15 protein-coding genes are annotated in these 14,860 nt (G+C 63.5%); all 15 read right to left on the bottom strand.

From position 1 onward, the window contains the following. Positions 1-2 precede the first annotated feature (2 nt). The 15 genes from nuoG to fabF all read right to left on the bottom strand — a co-directional run bounded on the left by nuoG (position 3) and on the right by fabF (position 14,791). A complete protein-coding gene (gene nuoG / locus ISS99_RS15120) occupies positions 3-2,330 on the bottom strand; it encodes an NADH-quinone oxidoreductase subunit NuoG (RefSeq protein WP_204632414.1) in 2,328 nt (775 codons plus the stop codon). After that, on the bottom strand, positions 2,327-3,652 hold the full coding sequence (gene nuoF, locus ISS99_RS15115; RefSeq protein ID WP_204632413.1) for an NADH-quinone oxidoreductase subunit NuoF: 1,326 nt from the start codon (positions 3,650-3,652) through the stop codon (positions 2,327-2,329). The genes nuoG and nuoF overlap by 4 nt, the downstream gene beginning before the upstream one ends. A 10-nt stretch (positions 3,653-3,662) precedes the next feature. Further along, a complete protein-coding gene (gene nuoE / locus ISS99_RS15110) occupies positions 3,663-4,190 on the bottom strand; it encodes an NADH-quinone oxidoreductase subunit NuoE (RefSeq protein WP_204632412.1) in 528 nt (175 codons plus the stop codon). A gap of 19 nt (positions 4,191-4,209) precedes the next feature. Next, positions 4,210-5,469, bottom strand: coding sequence for an NADH-quinone oxidoreductase subunit D (locus ISS99_RS15105; RefSeq protein WP_204632411.1), 1,260 nt, complete (start codon positions 5,467-5,469; stop codon positions 4,210-4,212). A gap of 2 nt (positions 5,470-5,471) precedes the next feature. Beyond that, complete coding sequence (locus tag ISS99_RS15100; protein WP_204632410.1) at positions 5,472-6,200, bottom strand: NADH-quinone oxidoreductase subunit C; 729 nt, start codon at positions 6,198-6,200, stop codon at positions 5,472-5,474. Positions 6,201-6,211: 11 nt separating this feature from the next. Then, positions 6,212-6,769, bottom strand: a complete 558-nt coding sequence (locus ISS99_RS15095; RefSeq protein WP_115476777.1) for a NuoB/complex I 20 kDa subunit family protein — start codon at positions 6,767-6,769, stop codon at positions 6,212-6,214. Then, positions 6,760-7,116, bottom strand: a complete 357-nt coding sequence (locus ISS99_RS15090; RefSeq protein ID WP_204632409.1) for an NADH-quinone oxidoreductase subunit A — start codon at positions 7,114-7,116, stop codon at positions 6,760-6,762. Before ISS99_RS15090 ends, ISS99_RS15095 begins: the two co-directional genes overlap by 10 nt. A gap of 300 nt (positions 7,117-7,416) precedes the next feature. Next, a complete protein-coding gene (locus ISS99_RS15085) occupies positions 7,417-7,770 on the bottom strand; it encodes a PilZ domain-containing protein (protein ID WP_204632408.1) in 354 nt (117 codons plus the stop codon). Positions 7,771-7,873: 103 nt separating this feature from the next. Beyond that, positions 7,874-8,791, bottom strand: a complete 918-nt coding sequence (locus tag ISS99_RS15080; protein WP_204632407.1) for a PIG-L deacetylase family protein — start codon at positions 8,789-8,791, stop codon at positions 7,874-7,876. After that, positions 8,791-9,723 (bottom strand): DNA polymerase III subunit delta', encoded by a 933-nt coding sequence (gene holB, locus ISS99_RS15075; RefSeq protein WP_204632406.1) that lies wholly within the window; start codon positions 9,721-9,723, stop codon positions 8,791-8,793. The genes ISS99_RS15080 and holB overlap by 1 nt, the downstream gene beginning before the upstream one ends. Continuing rightward, positions 9,720-10,355, bottom strand: a complete 636-nt coding sequence (gene tmk, locus ISS99_RS15070; protein WP_204632405.1) for a dTMP kinase — start codon at positions 10,353-10,355, stop codon at positions 9,720-9,722. Before tmk ends, holB begins: the two co-directional genes overlap by 4 nt. Then, complete coding sequence (gene mltG / locus ISS99_RS15065; protein WP_204632404.1) at positions 10,352-11,392, bottom strand: endolytic transglycosylase MltG; 1,041 nt, start codon at positions 11,390-11,392, stop codon at positions 10,352-10,354. Before mltG ends, tmk begins: the two co-directional genes overlap by 4 nt. Further along, entirely contained in the window at positions 11,389-12,204 is an 816-nt protein-coding gene (pabC, locus tag ISS99_RS15060; protein ID WP_204632403.1) for an aminodeoxychorismate lyase, read from the bottom strand. The genes mltG and pabC overlap by 4 nt, the downstream gene beginning before the upstream one ends. Then, entirely contained in the window at positions 12,204-13,553 is a 1,350-nt protein-coding gene (locus ISS99_RS15055; protein ID WP_204632402.1) for an aminodeoxychorismate synthase component I, read from the bottom strand. The genes pabC and ISS99_RS15055 overlap by 1 nt, the downstream gene beginning before the upstream one ends. Then, on the bottom strand, positions 13,553-14,791 hold the full coding sequence (gene fabF / locus ISS99_RS15050) for a beta-ketoacyl-ACP synthase II (RefSeq protein ID WP_204632401.1): 1,239 nt from the start codon (positions 14,789-14,791) through the stop codon (positions 13,553-13,555). Before fabF ends, ISS99_RS15055 begins: the two co-directional genes overlap by 1 nt. Positions 14,792-14,860: the final 69 nt, after the last annotated feature.

The raw sequence follows: 14,860 nt of genomic DNA, 5'->3' as shown, positions 1-14,860 counted from the left end.
ATTTACGCCTTGCTCAAGGTGATGGCCGCGCCGTAAGGCGGCAGCGTCGCGGTCTGGTCGTGGGCAGCCTCAATCCATGCGGCACCATCGGGCACCGTTGCATCGATGGCCAACGGCAGGACGGTGTTGGCGAGCTTGACCTGGTCGCCCTCGGCCAGCCCGATGCGCTGTGCTTCGGCAGCATTCACGCGGACCGCCGCGGCGCGATTGAGCGGATGCGCTTGCAGCGCAGTAGCACGGCGCAGCACCGCATCGCTACGGTAGATCGGCCAGCTGGCCAGCCGGCTCAAACCCTGCACCGGCTTGCGCTCGGCCAGATTCGACGATGTCGCGGGAGCATTCTCCACGATGCCGCTGCGGAGACCGGCCATATCGTCGAACTCGAAACCAGGCAGCTTCATCAGCCCACCCAACGCACGCAAGACCTTCCAGCCTGGGCGTGCGTCGGCCGGCGCCTTGGCACCTGCTTCCACGCTCTGTGCAACACCGTCAACGTTGACCAGCGTGCCCTGGATTTCCGGCAGCAGGCCGATCGGCAGGATCACATCGGCCACGTCGCGCAGCGCCGGACTGGCGAAGGCGGCGAAGGCGACGATGTGCTGGGTGCCATGCAAGGCGTTGGTAACGGCTACGCCATCGGCGAAATCATGCGGCAGCTCCAAGCCGTACAGCACGTAAGCCTTGCGCGGCTGGGCCAGCATGGCCTGCGCATGCAGACCGCCCTGCCCCGGCAGCACGCCGACCTTGGCCAGCCCGATGGCGTTGGCGCCGACCGGCAGTTCGTTGTACGCAGCACCCGTCGCTTCGGCGATGAAGCGGGCGATGGCGCGCAGCCAGGAAGCCTGCGGATGGGTAACGGCCAGTTCGCCCAGAATTACCACGGAGTGGCCTGATTTCAGCGAATTGACCGCTTCGCGCGCCTTTTCGGTGACCTGCAGATGGGCCATGGCATCGTTCTGGATGAAGGACGGCGCAGTGGCGCCGGCTTCGATCAGCGCCTTGGCGAGCACCAGCAACGACTCGACCAGGAACTGCGGCGGCACGACGGCCTCGCCTTCCAGCTTGTAGTTGAAATGGAACTCGGCCGGATTGACGGCGTAAACCTTCGCGCCCTTCTTCACCGCCTGGTGTACGCGGTGGTTGAGCAGCGGCAATTCGTAACGCAGATCGGAGCCGACCAGCAACACGGCCTTGGCCTTGTCCACGTCCGCCACCGGCATGCCGAACTTACGCGCACTGGCGTCGTCGGCGAAATCCAGCTGACGCAGGCGGTGGTCGACGTGGGCGCTGCCGAGGCCTTGCGCCAGGCGCACCAGCAGGCTGCCTTCTTCGTTGGTGGTGGCCGGATGCACCAGCACGCCCAGGTCGTTGCCCGATACACCCTTCAGTGCTTCGGCCGCCGTGGCGAGGGCATCTTCCCAGGTAGTGGCCTGCCACTGACCGTTGCGCTTCACTTGCGGTGCATGCACGCGGTCGGCTGCATACAGGCCCTGGTAGCTGTAACGATCGCGGTCCGACAGCCAGCATTCGTTGATGGCTTCGTTGTCGCGCGGCACGGTGCGCAGCACTTCCCCGCGGCGCGTGTGCAGCCACAGGTTGGAACCGAGCGCGTCGTGATAAGCGATCGACGGCTTGGCGATCAGTTCCCAGGCGCGCGCCTTGAACTGGAACGGCTTGTTGGTCAGCGCGCCGACCGGGCAGACGTCGATGATGTTGCCCGACAGTTCGGTTTCCAGCGTCTTGCCGATGTAGGTGCCGATCTGCAGGTTTTCACCGCGGCTCATGCCACCCAGTTCATAGGTGCCGGCGATTTCGCTGGTGAAGCGCACGCAGCGGGTGCACTGGATGCAGCGGGTCATTTCGGTGGCAACCAGCGAGCCGAGATTTTCGTCGGCGATGGTGCGCTTGCGCTCGGTGTAACGCGACACGCTGCGGCCATAGCCGAGCGCCACGTCCTGCAGTTCGCACTCGCCGCCCTGATCGCAGATCGGGCAATCGAGCGGATGATTGATCAGCAGGAATTCCATCACGTCGCGCTGAAACTTCAGCGCCTTTTCCGTGCGGGTGGTGACCTTCATGCCCTCGGCCACCGGAGTGGCGCAAGCCGGCTGCGGCTTGGGCATCGGACGGCCGCCCATTTCGACGTCCACCAGGCACATGCGACAGTTGGCGGCGATCGGCAGCTTGCGGTGATAGCAGAAGCGCGGAATCGCGATGCCGACGGCATCAGCTGCCTCGATGATCATCGCGCCCTTGCGGATCTGCGTGGGCTTGCCATCGATCTCGATGTTCAGGAGATCAGGCGCGGTATTGGCTGGCTGCGCACTCATGCAGCAACTCCACGGAGGTTACCGGCAAGCTGGTCTTCGGTCATCGAGCGACCATGCTGCACGTAGTATTCGAATTCGTTCCAGAACTTGGCGAGGAACCCCTGCACCGGCCACGCGGCGGCTTCGCCGAACGCGCAGATGGTGTGGCCTTCGATCTGGCCGGCGATGGCTTTGAGGCGATGCAGGTCGTCCTGCGTGCCCTTGCCTTCCACGATGCGCGTGAGCACGCGGAACATCCAACCCGTGCCTTCGCGACAAGGCGTGCACTGGCCACAGGATTCGGCGTGATAGAACTGCGAAATGCGGTGGCAGGCCTTGACCATGCAGGTGGTCTCATCCATCACGATCACCGCACCGGAACCCAGGCCCGAGCCGAGCTTCTGCAGGCAATCGTAATCCATGGTGGCGGACATCATTTCCTCGGCGTTGAGCACCTTCATCGAGGAGCCGCCGGGAATCACCGCTTTCAGCTTGTTGCCGTTGCGCACGCCACCAGCCAGTTCAAGCAGATCCTTGAACGAGGTACCCAGGCGGACTTCGAAGTTGCCCGGATTGTTGACGTGACCCGACACCGAGAAAATCTTCGGACCGCCGTTGTTTGGCTTTCCGAGATTGAGGAACCACTCCGCGCCATTGCGCAGGATGGCCGGCACCGAAGCATAGGTTTCGGTGTTGTTGATGGTGGTCGGCTTGCCGTACAGGCCGAAGTTGGCCGGGAACGGCGGCTTGAAGCGCGGCTGGCCCTTCTTGCCCTCCAGCGATTCCATCAGCGCGGTTTCTTCGCCGCAGATGTAGGCACCGGCGCCGAGTGCGCCATAGATGTCCACGTCGATGCCGGTGCCCTGAATGTTCTTGCCCAGCAGGCCGGCCGCATAAGCTTCCTTCAGCGCCTCTTCGAAATGCTCAAAGGGCTCGTGATGGAATTCGCCACGCAGGTAGTTGTAGGCCACCGTGGAACCGGTCGCGTAGCACGCGATCGCCAGGCCTTCGACCACCGAGTGCGGGTTGTAGCGCAGGATGTCGCGGTCTTTCGCGGTGCCCGGCTCCGACTCGTCGGAATTGCAGAGAATGTACTTCTGCATGTTGCCCTTGGGCATGAAGGACCACTTCAAGCCGGTCGGGAAGCCCGCGCCGCCACGGCCGCGCAGGTTGCTGTTCTTGACGATCTCGACGATCGAAGCGGGATCGGGCTTCTCGGCGAGGATTTTCTTCCACGCCTTGTAGCCGTCAGTCTGTAGGTAACTGTCCATCGCCCACGGCTTGTCGAAATGCAGCGTGGTGTAGACGACCTGATGTTCCTGGGGTGCGGGTCCGACTGCCATTGCCCTGCCCTTATTTCAAACCGTCGATGATCTCGTCGACCTTTTCGGTCGTGAGACGCTCGTGGTAATGACCATTGACCGTCATCGCCGGCGCATACACGCAGGCAGCGATGCACTCTTCTTCTTTCTTCAGATACACGCGGCCATCGGGCGTGCTTTCGCCTGCCTTGATGCCGAGCTTCTTCTCACAGTGGCGCAGCAGGTCTTCGCCGCCGTTGAGCCAGCACGAGATGTTGGTGCAGACGGCCACGTTGTTGCGCCCGACCGGCTTGGTTTCCAGCATCGAATAGAAGCTGGACACCTCATAGGCCCACACCGCAGGCACGTCGATGTACTTGGCGACCGCGGTAATCAGCTCATCGGTGAGATAACCGTTGTTCTGTTCCTGCGCGGCGAACAGCGCCTGGATCAGCGCCGAACGCTTGCGATCCGGCGGGAACTTGCCCAGCCAGTGATCGATGTGATGACGGGTATGCTCGTTGAGCACGGCGAGCGGATCGACGTTCTTGACCTGCTCGTAATTTCCGGTGGCTTTCATGTGTGCTTATCCTCCGGGCTCAGCGATCGACTTCGCCGAACACGAGGTCATAGGTACCGATCACCGCCACCGCGTCAGCCAGCATGTGGCCACGTACGACAGCGTCCATCGACGACAGGTGGGCAAAGCCCGGTGCGCGCAGGTGCACGCGGAACGGCTTGTTCGCACCGTCGGAAACCAGGTAGCAGCCGAACTCGCCCTTGGGGGCTTCGACCGCCGCATAGGTTTCACCGGCCGGCACGCCGTAGCCTTCGGTAAACAGCTTGAAGTGATGGATCAGCGCTTCCATGTCTTCCTTCATGGCCTCGCGCTTGGGCGGCGCGACCTTGAAGTTGTCCACCATCACCGGGCCGGGATTGGCGCGCAGCCATTTCACGCACTGCTGGATGATGCGGTTGGACTGGCGCATTTCCTCGACACGGACGAGGTAACGGTCGTAGCAATCGCCGTTCACGCCGACCGGGATGTCGAAATCCACATCGGCATACATGGCATAGGGCTGCTTCTTGCGCAGATCCCAGGCAATGCCCGAACCGCGCAGCAGCGCACCCGTCATGCCCCATTGCTGGGCCATTTCCGGCGACACCACGCCGATGCCGACGGTACGCTGCTTCCAGATACGGTTATTGGTGAGCAGTTCCTCGTATTCATCCACCTTCTTGAAGAAGTCGGCGGTGAATTGATCGAGGTAGTCGAGCATGGAGCCTTCACGCCAGCTGTTCAGGCGCTTGAGGTCCGCACCCTTGTGCCAGGGCGACTCACGGTATTGTGGCATCTTGCCCGGCAGATCGCGATAGACGCCGCCGGGACGGTAATACGTGGCATGCATGCGCGCGCCGGAGACTGCCTCGTAGCAGTCCATCAGCTCTTCGCGCTCGCGGAACGCATACAGAAACACCGCCATCGCACCCAGGTCGAGTGCGTTGGAACCCACCCACATCAGGTGATTGAGGATGCGGGTGATCTCGTCGAACATGGTGCGGATGTACTGCGCACGCACCGGCGCCTCGATCCCCAGCAGGGCTTCGATCGCGCGCACGTAGGCGTGCTCGTTGCACATCATCGACACGTAGTCGAGACGGTCCATGTAGCCGATCGACTGGTTGAACGGCTTGGATTCGGCCAGCTTTTCGGTACCACGATGCAGCAGACCGATGTGCGGATCGGCACGGACGACGGTTTCGCCGTCCATCTCCAGCACCAGGCGCAACACGCCGTGCGCAGCGGGATGCTGCGGGCCGAAGTTCATCGTGTAATTGCGGATTTCTTGGGCGCTCATGCTCAGTTCTCCCGCCAGTGGTCGGCGGCTTCCGCCTTGGCCTGGATCAGGTCGGCGTCGTCGCGGATCACGCGCGGGACCAGCACGCGCGGTTCGATGGAAACCGGTTCGTAGACCACACGCTTCTGCTCAGTGTCGTAACGCACTTCGACGTTGCCGATCAGCGGGAAGTCCTTGCGGAACGGATGGCCGACGAAACCATAGTCGGTAAGGATGCGGCGCAGGTCCGGGTGGCCGTCGTAGATGATGCCGAACAGATCGAACGACTCGCGCTCGAACCAGTTCAGGCCCGGCCAGGTGTGCACCAGCGACGGCACTACCGGCAGCGAATCGTCTTCGCAGAACACGCGTACGCGCAGGCGCTGGTTGAGCTCGATCGATAGCAGGTGAACCACCGAGCCGAAACGGTTCGGTATTGCCACGTCACGCGGGCGATCTGCCCAGGTGAAACGGCCGACCGCCTCGCCTTCCACGCCGCGCGAGAAACCGGTGCTCGTGACGTCGGTGGTATCCCACTCGGTCTGGCCGTGGCTCAGATAATCGACGCCGCACAGGTCGACCGCTTCGGTGAAGCGAAAGCCCGGCTCGTCACGCAGCGCGGTGGCTACCGACAGCAAATTGGCGGCAGCCACTACTGCGGTAACTTGACCGTGCGAGACGGTAATTTTCAGTTGATCGCCAAATCGCGCGTTGAGGCGCTCGGCCAGCGAGTTCGTTTGTGTATCGCTCATGACGACGCCTTTCAGGAACGCGCGATGGTGCTGGTACGACGGATCTTCTTTTGCAACTGCAAAATGCCGTGAATCAACGCCTCGGCGGTGGGCGGGCAGCCCGGTACGTAGATGTCCACCGGAACGATGCGATCGCAACCGCGCACCACAGAATAGGAGTAGTGGTAATAACCACCACCATTGGCGCAGCTGCCCATCGAAATCACCCATTTCGGGTCGGGCATCTGGTCGTAAACCTTGCGCAGCGCGGGGGCCATCTTGTTGACCAGCGTACCGGCGACGATCATCACGTCGGACTGGCGCGGGCTGGGACGGAACACCACGCCGTAGCGATCCAAGTCCAGGCGCGCAGCGCCGGCGTGCATCATTTCCACTGCACAGCAAGCCAGACCGAAAGTCATCGGCCACATGGAGCCGGTACGCGCCCAGTTCATCAGCGCATCGACGGTCGTGGTGACGGCGCCACGTTGGATGACGGGGTTGTCGCCGGCCGGACGCAGGATATCGTCCACCACGTTCAACGGCTGCGGGTTGTGCATCACCCGATCAATGGCGGAGATCACTCCCATTCCAGCGCTCCCTTCTTCCACACGTAGGCAAAACCGATCACCAGCAACAGCAGGAACAGCCCCATCTCGATCAGCGCAACGATGCCGATCTGCTTGAACACCACCGCCCACGGAAACAGGAAGGCGATTTCCAAGTCGAAAATGATGAAGAGGATGGCAAGCAGGTAATAGCGCACGTCAAATTGCATGCGCGCATCCTCGAAGGCCTCGAAGCCGCACTCGTAGGGCGAGAGCTTGTCTGACTCGGGGCGCCGCGGACCGACCAGCAGGCCGAGCGTGATGAGGAGGATACCCATTCCAGCGGCAACCGCGATGAACAGGAGAACGGGCCAATATTCGGCAAGCACGATTTAACTTACCTCCGCACCACAAAGGTGCATCAGTGACCGTTGGGGTATAACGGTCCGGAGTTCGATTCAGCGGGCTGTCCAGCCCTGTACGCTGACGTGCAGAATGCAGGTGCTCGACGATCCTCGGGGCGGGCCCAGGGATCGAGATATTGTATCAGCGCGCATGGGTAGGCCGACAAGCCTTGCGTGGCGCACCATGGGATATTTCTTGCAAGAAGGTGATCGTCGAAGGCTGCAGGGCCGGGCCGAAGGACGCTGGCGCCCCTGCACGCGAGCCCGGATAGCCTCAATCAGCGCTTACATCGTCTGAGTGGCCCGCTCCGAACCCAGAGCACCCGCCAGCAAAGACTCTATGCGCCCGCGCGCCGCTTCACCGTCGGTCGACTCGTTGAATTGCACGCCGATACCGGCAGTGCGATTGCCCTGAGCACCGATCGGCGTAATCCACACCACCTTGCCGGCGACCGACAAACGCTCGCTTTCGTCGATAAGGCTGATCAGCAACACGACTTCGTCGCCCAGCGAGTAGCGCTGCGCGGTGGGCGCGAACAGGCCGCCATGCTTGAGGAACGGCATATACGCGTTATAGAGCGCAGCCGTGTCCTTGAATTTCAGGGAAATGATGCCCTGGCGGGCGGCGACCGGGTTCATGCCTGCTCCTGTCGTATGACGCTGTCGGCAGTTGGCGGAAACACATCCTAACCAGCCCACCCCCACTGCGCAAAGGCGTTTTTGCCCAAGCGGCCGGGCTCGATCACAAAATGTGCCAACCCCAGTGATCGAAGATCCAGGGAGAAGGCCAGTCCAGATGCAATTTCACGAAACGCAGACCCGACGCCGCTGCGGGCAGATCCAGCCGATACCCCCCGTCCGGGTCGCGCGCCACGGGGGCTTCCGTCCAGCGCCAGTCCCGCGCGCCCTCGCCCGTAACCACCAGCAGGCGCAACCATGGCCTCAAGGCCATCGGCGGCCGCCAGGGCAATCGCGGACTGCCGGCCGCCGCATCAACCCGCACATAGCGCTCCGGACTAAGCGCCAGGCGCCGCATACGCGCACCGCTCAGCTTCATCTGCGTCTGATGTTCGGCGAGTGCGAGCAGTTTGCGACGCTGCTGATCCCCGGTGGCATCCATCCTGATGGGATAGGCAAGTTCGTCGGCTTCGCCGTGAACGGGATAAGCAAACAACTCCGGGGCAGGACTCGCGCCAGCGACGGCCAACCTGCACAGCACGTGCGCAGCCCCGTGGTCCGGGTGGCTGTCTCCCAGCACCGGGCAACAAACCAGACTGGGACGAAACGCCAGGATGACGTCGCGCAGCGCGGCGACGGTACCCGGCACGTCTGCGCGCAAGCGCGAAGTGACTTCCATATCCTGCCACCCCAACGGGCAGAGCGCGGGCGCCGGCACGCCAAGCCTGGCCATCGCCTGCAGCACTTCGTTCCGCCGCCGTCGCCCCCAGCGCTGACGCGAGGCGGCGTCGATGCGTACGCGGCGCTCAAGGTAGCGCTGCGGCCAGGGATTGTTGTCGCCATCGGTCAACAACACCAGTTGGACAGCTCCGCCGCTGGCCAATACTTGCTGTATCAACAGGCCGCAGCCCAGGGTTTCATCGTCCGGATGCGGCGCCACGACCAGCAAGCGGGCCTGCGCAGAAACGGACCATGGCTGCATCAGCGCCAGCGCCCCAGCAGCTCCAGCAACAGCAAATCGCCTCGCAGAGGGCCTCGCAGGGCCTCGCGCGCGCGGTTGGCCGCATCGCACCAGGTACCGAGGCCCTCGATATCCAATGCACTGGCCAGCGGACTTGCCTGCAGCGTGGCGCGCGCGCGCATTTCGTCGGCCACCGCTTGAACGGCAAACCACAGGCGCTGTTCGGTGGCGCCGTCGAGCCATCGCTTGCCGATCTCCATGGCATCGCCACGGCCCGCTGCCAATGCCGCAAGGTCCTTGCGGACTTCCTGGCGCCAGGCCAGCGCCCCCTCTTCCGACCACGCTCGGGCCAAACCGGGATTGCCGCCGGCCGCCACCAAGATCGCCTCGGCATCCCGTACACCGGCTTGCTGCAGCCAGTCCAGCGCCGCTTCCGCCGCAGGCAACTGAAAATCGATCCGCTGGCAGCGACTGCGAATGGTGGCCGGCATGCGCCAGGGCTCGTCCGCCACCAGAATCAGCATGGTTTGCGAAGCAGGCTCTTCCAGCGTTTTCAGCAAGGCATTGGCTGCCGCGGCGTTCATGGCGTCCGCCGGGTCGATACTTGCAATCTGCCAACCGCCGAATTGACTGGCGGTAGCCAGCCGCGCCGACAGTTCGCGAATCTGGTCGACCACGATTTCCGAACGCTGCACACCATCCTTGCGCAACCCAAAGCTCAGCGATACGTAGTCCGGATGGGTACCCGCATCAAACAAGGCGCAACTGCGGCAAGCACCGCACGCCTCGCCCTCGCTCGATCGCTGGCACAGCAGGCCGCGCACGAAGCGACGCAAGAATTCACGCTTACCCAATCCCCTCGGACCGCATAGCAACAGCGCATGCGCCAGGGCCTCGCGCTGCCGGCGCGCCTGCAAGCGCGCCCAATGCTCGGCATGCCAGGGGGCGCTCACGTATTCGCCTCGAACAAATGTGCCACAGCCTCGACGGCCGCATTTAAAACCTGCTCCGGCGGCAAGCTGGCGTCAATCACGCGAAAGCGCTGCGGTTCTGCCTGGGCACGATCCCGGTAAGCATTGCGCACCCGCTCGAAAAATGCGTCCGCTTCCGCTTCAATGCGGTCGGCCGCGCCACGGCCGGCGGCGCGGGCCCGACCGATGGAGACGGGCAGATCCAGCAGCAAGGTCAGATCGGCTTTCAGGCCGGCACATGCCCAGCGCTCAAGTTCGGCGATGCGATCGGCAGGTTGTCCGCGGCCGGCGCCCTGGTATGCATAGCTGGCGTCGACGTAGCGATCGCACAACACCCATTGGCCCGCATCCAACGCGGGCAGGATGCGCTCGCGCACGAGCTGCCCACGTGCGGCGAACATCAACAGCAACTCGCTTTCCGGGCTGATGCCGGCAAGCGCCGGATCAAGCACGATCGAGCGGACCGCTTCGCCCAGCGCCGTACCGCCAGGTTCACGCACCTGCAACAAGTTGACACCTCGCTGCGAAAAATGATCCCGCAGGCCGGCCAGCAGCGTGCTTTTGCCGGCCCCCTCCCCGCCTTCCAGCGTAATGAAATATCCGCGCCGATTCATGGGCAATGCTTCAGTTGGTAACAGGCTACGTTCTTGTTCTGTTCTTGCAGAGTCGCTGCAAAAACGTGCGTACCGTCGCCGCGAGCCACGAAATAGAGCGCATCGCCCGCGGCCGGATGCAAGGCCGCCTCGATCGCCGGCTTGCCGGGCATCGCGATCGGCGTTGGCGGCAAGCCAAGCCGGGTATAGGTGTTATACGGGGTGTCGTTAGTCAGGTCGCTCTTGTGAATGCTGCCGGTATAGCTGGTCCCCATGCCGTAGATCACACTGGGGTCGGTCTGCAGCAACATGTTCTTCTGCAGACGCCTGATAAAGACACCAGCCACACGTGCGCGCTCGTCGGCGCGGCCAGTTTCCTTCTCGACGATCGAGGCGAGAATCAGCGCATCGTAGGGCTTGGCCAGCGGCAGGTCGGAAGCGCGTTGTGCCCACAGTGTCGCCAGCGTCCTGGTCATGGCTTCGTGTGCACGGCGCAGGACGTCGAGATCGCTGTCGCCTTTTACGTAGGCGTAGGTTTCCGGCAGGAACTGCCCTTCCGGCTTTTCATCCGGCGCACCTATCTTGCGCATGATCGCGGCGTCGTCGAGCCCCTCGGCGTCATGCTTCAATTTGTCCGCCTTGGACAAGGCCTGCAACACGTCGCGGAAAGTCCAGCCGTCGACGATCGTGACGTTCCGCTGCATCACCTTGCCTTGCGCCATGTTGGCCAGCAATTGCGACGGCGTGATGCCGGGGACGACCGCGTATTCACCGGCATGCAAGCGCCCGGCAACGCCCATGCGCTCGGCCAGCAGCCGCCAATAAAACGGCGTGGAGGTGCTCAAGCCCTCGGCGCGAAGCTGGTGCACGATGTCCTTGAAACTGGTGCCGCGTCCAATGTCGATGCTTTCGCCCTGCGCCGCGACGTGCAGGGGTGTCGCGCCGAAGCGCGTGAAATCGCGCCAGAACCAGGTACAGGTACCGGCAAACGCCAGCACCAGGATCAGCAACAGGAAGCGCCACGAGATACGCCCCTGGTTTGCGCCACTTCGATTCATGCCAGCTCCATCGGAAAGCCTAAATCGCGCCAGAGTGCTTGCATGGCGCGGGTCACCGGGCCGGGAGCGTACACGGTATCGCCCACCGCCTGAACCGGTAGGATGCCGCGGACACTGGAACTGAGGAATATCTCGGAGGCACCCAGGCATTCGGCCAGGGGCAACTCGCGCACCTGGCACGCCGGCATTGCCTCGAGCACCGTGGCGCGCGCAACGCCGGCAACACCGCAACGGTCCACCGAAGGCGTCACGGCCGTGCCGTCGATCACGGCAAACAGGTTCGCAGCCGTTGCCGAAATGACGTGGCCGCGCTGATCGCAAACCAAGCCCTCGGCAATCCGCGGATCATTCCACTCCGCGCGCGCCAACACCTGCTCCAGCCGATTCAGGTGTTTGATTCCTGCCAGCGCCGGCTGGTCCGCGAGCAGGGTCGCGCACAAACGCACGCGAATGCCTTCCCGATAGATATCGACCGCGGTGTCGGGCAGCGGGAACGCAGCCACGATACGCGTAGCGGCGCTGTCGGCCGGTGGCGCGTAACCGCGCTCGCCGGCTCCGCGCGTTACAGTGATGCGCAATACTGCGTCCGGCAAACCCTTGCTGACCTGCAAGGCTTCCTGCCAGAGCTGCTGAATATCCGGCGCGGGGATGCGCAAGCGTTTGCAACCGGCCAGCAGACGTTGGACGTGCCGGCCCCACAGCGGTGCGTGCGCGCCGACCAGGCGAATGGTTTCAAACAACCCGTCGCCATAGGCCAGCCCGCGGTCCAGCGCCGATATGCTGTCTTGCGGCTGGCCATTGACCAGCATCATCAACCGTTCGCTCCCAGTGCCCGCAGCATGCCGCGGGCTTTGGCGCGCGTCTCGTCCAACTCCTTCACCGCGATGGAATCGGCCACGATGCCTGCGCCCGCGCGCAAATTCACCTCTTGCCCATGCAGGGTCAAGGTGCGGATCAGGATGTTCAAGTCGAGATCGCCGTTGCGGTCCAGGTACCCCAAGGCACCGGTGTAGGCGCCACGCGGCGCGTCTTCCAGCGCGGCGATGATCTCCATGCAGCGCACCTTGGGGCACCCGGTAATCGTGCCGCCGGGAAACGTCGCGGCAATCACCTGGCCCGGTGTGACGCCGTCGCGCAATCGGCCACGAACGTTCGACACGATGTGGTGCACGTGCGCGTAGCTCTCCACCACCATCAGTTCGTTCACTTCGACCGTACCCGGACGGCAGACGCGACCGAGGTCGTTGCGCTCCAGGTCGATCAGCATGACGTGTTCGGCCCGTTCCTTGGGATGCGCGGTCAGTTCGCGGATGCGTGCGAGATCGTCGTCGCCCTCGACACGCGGCCGCGTCCCCGCAATCGGTCTGGTCTGCGCCACGCCACGCCTGACTTCGACCAGGCGCTCGGGCGAAGAACTGACCACCGCCCAATCGCGGCATTGCAACAGTCCTGCAAACGGCGCGGGGTTGGCCTGCCTCAAGGCCGCATAAAGGCTGATGGCCGACGGCGCCTCGGCAAAATGCGCACGCCATGCCCGCGACAAGTTGGCCTGAAACACGTCGCCGGCATGCAGGTGCTCCTGAACCTTCGCCACGCCGGCCAGGAACGAAGACGGCTCGTCCTCTTCGACGACATCGGGCATGGCCAATGCAGGAATCGCCCGCTGAACCTCGAGGTCCGCCGCCATGGCATCGAGCAATGCCTCCTGCCCTGCCTCTGCAACCAGCACCGTGCATTCGCGCAGGTGATCCACGATGATCGCAGCCGGGCAACGTACGGCCTGCGCCACCGGCAAATAGTCCGAATGACGCAGGTGCAGCGTCGGTTCGATTTCCGCCGCCAGCTCATAAGCAAGCAGCAATACCCAGCCGCCGTGAAAGGGCAAGCCGTCATCGGCCTCGTGCAGCAAACGCTCGGCACGCCATGCCGCGTCGAGCACGTCGAGGAAACGGCCAGTTTGCACATCGCCCTTGGCATCGCGCACGCCGCCATCGGAACTCAGCGTGATCGTCGCCTTCGGAAAAGCGAACAGAATGTCGTAACGCGCGTGCTCGCTACCGCGCGTCACACTCTCGAGCAACGCGGGATAGCGCTCCGGAAATGCAGCGGCCGGCGCGAGCAGATCGCGCCGGCCGGCTAGCGTACGGTGGATGGCAGTCACTAGATGCGACGGAAAGCAAGCGTACCGTTGGTACCACCAAAACCGAACGAGTTGGAGATCACGACATCCAGCTTGGCCTCGCGAGCCGTATGCGGCACGAAGTCGAGATCGCAACCCTCGCTCGGCTCGTCGAGATTGATCGTGGGCGGCAGCACCTGGTCGCGCAAGGCGAGGATGCTGAAGATCGCTTCCACGCCGCCGGCCGCGCCAAGCAGATGGCCCGTGACGGACTTGGTCGAACTCATCGCCAGCTTGTAGGCGTGATCGCCGAACACTCGCTTGGCGGCCAGCACTTCGCCCAGGTCGCCCAACGGCGTCGACGTACCGTGCGCATTGATGTACTGCACCTCGGACGGATTGATGCCGCCGTCCTTGAGTGCACTTTCCATGCAGCGTGCCGCGCCCTCGCCACCCTCGCTGGGAGCGGTGATGTGGTAAGCGTCGCCGCTCATGCCGAAGCCGACCAGCTCAGCATAGATCTTCGCGCCGCGGGCCTTGGCGTGTTCGTACTCCTCCAGCACCAGCACGCCGGAGCCATCGGACAATACGAAACCGTCGCGGTCCTTGTCCCACGGACGGCTGGCCTTGGTCGGGTCGTCGTTGCGCGTGGACATGGCCTTGGCCGAACAGAAACCTGCCATCGCCGTACCGGTAGTGGCGAATTCGGCACCGCCGGCGATCATCACGTCGGCATCGCCGTACTGGATCATGCGGGCAGCCAGGCCGATGTTGTGCGTGCCGGTGGTGCATGCCGTGACGCAGGCAATGTTCGGCCCCTTCAGGCCGTACATGATCGACAGATGGCCCGAGACCATGTTGATGATCGAGCTGGGCACGAAGAACGGCGACACGCGGCGCGGTCCCTTTTCATGCAGCTCGATGGACGTGTCTTCGATGGTGTTGAGCCCACCGATGCCGGCGGCCACGGCAACGCCGATGCGCGGGGCATTGTGCTCCGTGACTTCCAGGCCGGAGTCGCGCAAGGCCTGGGTGCCCGCGGCGATGCCATAGTGGATGAACGGGTCCATCTTTTTGATTTCTTTCGGAGCAATCCACTGCGCCGGATCGAAATCGCGTACCTGACCGGCGATGCGCGTGGCATACGCGGTGGCATCGAAATGCGTCACAGGACCGATGCCGCTGACGCCCTTGAGGATGTTGTCCCAGGCGGTGGCGATGTCGTTGCCAACCGGCGAGATGATGCCCATGCCGGTTACTACCACTCGTCTCTTGCTCATGGATCAAAATTCCTTACTGGTTCGGAGGATCGGCCGCCAGGCTTCACCTGCCGCGAATCGCGATGCGCG

This window comes from Dyella mobilis (assembly GCF_016904945.1).
GTDB lineage: Bacteria > Pseudomonadota > Gammaproteobacteria > Xanthomonadales > Rhodanobacteraceae > Dyella_B > Dyella_B mobilis.
The sequence above is the reverse complement of the archived record's forward strand: the minus strand, read 5'-3'. Positions and strand labels throughout refer to the sequence as shown.